General features: G+C 63.2%; 1 protein-coding gene. It reads right to left on the reverse strand.

The features are described from left to right. Nucleotides 1-786: IS110 family transposase (locus D3242_RS33155; protein ID WP_064984362.1), on the reverse strand; the 786-nt coding region annotated here is incomplete at its 3' end. Between the last annotated feature and the right edge of the window lie 200 nt (nt 787-986).

Consider the following 986-nt stretch of genomic DNA (forward strand, 5'->3'; position numbering starts at 1 on the left):
TTTGGCAACGATGCTGGCAACGAGAAAGAGGACGCCGCGCGGCCCTGCCCGACCGCCGCGCACTGGTCTTCGACCGCTGCGCTTGCCACTGTCATTGGCGATCGGCGCCAGGCCGGCCAACTTGGCGATGGCCTTGTTGGAGAGGATGCCGATCTCCGGCAACTGCGCCATCAGCCGCGCCACGGTGCGAGAGGCAACACCCTTGAGCGAGCGGAAGGCTCGGTCGAGGCATGCCCACAGCGGATCGTCATCGATGAGCGTGGCGATCTCACCTTCGAGCCTGCGGCTCTGGCGCGCAAGCAGCGCGATCACTTCATCGAGGCTGGCGATAGTTTCGGCGTCGGCGGTGCTCTTGCGCTGCTTTTGAATGGTGAGATCTCCTCCCACCTGGGAAAGCCGCGCAACCAGCGCCTTGAGCCGCTGCTGGGCCGCGCTCGGCGGCGGCGTCGGCTTGAGCCGCTTGACGGCACCATAACGGGCAATCACGGCGGCATCGATTCTGTCGGTCTTCTCCAGGAAACCCATTGCCTCGGCGAAGTAGCGAACGCTCCTCGCGTTGGCCATGCCGCAGGGTTGGCCCATCTCCCACAAGAGCAGGAAGGCCAGCCGTTCGTAGCCGCCACTGGCCTCCATGATGACGAGTTCGACATCATGGTTCTGACACCAGGCGGCCAGATCGGCGATGCCTGCCGCATCGTTGGCGAAGCGGTTTGCCGCTCCCATCGGCTCGATATGGGCGTCGAGCCAGTCTTTCGAAATATCTATTCCACAGAGGGTCGTGTTCACGGTAACCTGCCTTGTGCGTGCGATTGGAGCCAAGCGACTATTCGGTCGTGCGTGACGAAGACGAAGATCCCAGGCTCATCCACGGTTGTAGCCGCAGGGGTGTCGGGCGACTTCGCCAAGCCTCGAATCGGATGGCCGTCCGGTTCGAGGCTCAGTCGCTTCCATCGCACAAAGTCTCCTCCGTGCAGATACAAGGGGTG

Source organism: Mesorhizobium jarvisii (genome assembly GCF_003601985.1).
Classification (GTDB): Bacteria; Pseudomonadota; Alphaproteobacteria; order Rhizobiales; family Rhizobiaceae; genus Mesorhizobium; species Mesorhizobium jarvisii.